Raw genomic sequence first — 472 nt, forward strand, 5'->3', positions numbered from 1 at the left:
TGAGGGGGCGATGCAGATCGTCAGGTCGATGGGGCGTCTTCGCGAAGCGATCGTTGTAGCGCTCCACGAAGCCCGGAAGGAACGCATTGCCCGCCACCATGTCCGAGATCCCCTCCAAGCGGAGCTCCTTCACCAGCCTGTCCTGCAACGTGCGGTTGGCACGCTCGACGCGGCCCTTGGCCTGGCTGCTGTCGGCGCAGATGATCTCGATGCCCAGTTCCTCCAGCGCGCGGCCGAACTGCGTGATGCCATGCCCGGTCTTCGGAGCGCGGCGTCCGACGCGGAACACGGTGTGCTTGTCGGAGTAGAACGCCACGGGACGGCCATGCGCGGCGAGGTAGCTCTCCAGCGCCGCGAAGTAGGCGAACGTCGTCTCGGACGGCACGAAGCGCAGCTCCATCAGCCGGCTCGTCGCGTCGTCCACGAACACCAGAAGCGTGCAGGCCGGTGCGCGGTCCTCGAACCAGCGGTG

The 472-nt window shown here is 67.2% G+C and carries 1 protein-coding gene; it reads right to left on the reverse strand.

What is annotated here, in order from left to right; all coding sequences use genetic code 11:
• Positions 1–472 (reverse strand): ISNCY family transposase (locus Q1A87_RS23760; RefSeq protein WP_299657351.1); only part of this gene is annotated, 472 nt, incomplete at both ends.

Origin of the sequence: uncultured Jannaschia sp. (assembly GCF_947494055.1) — a bacterium.
GTDB lineage: Bacteria > Pseudomonadota > Alphaproteobacteria > Rhodobacterales > Rhodobacteraceae > Jannaschia.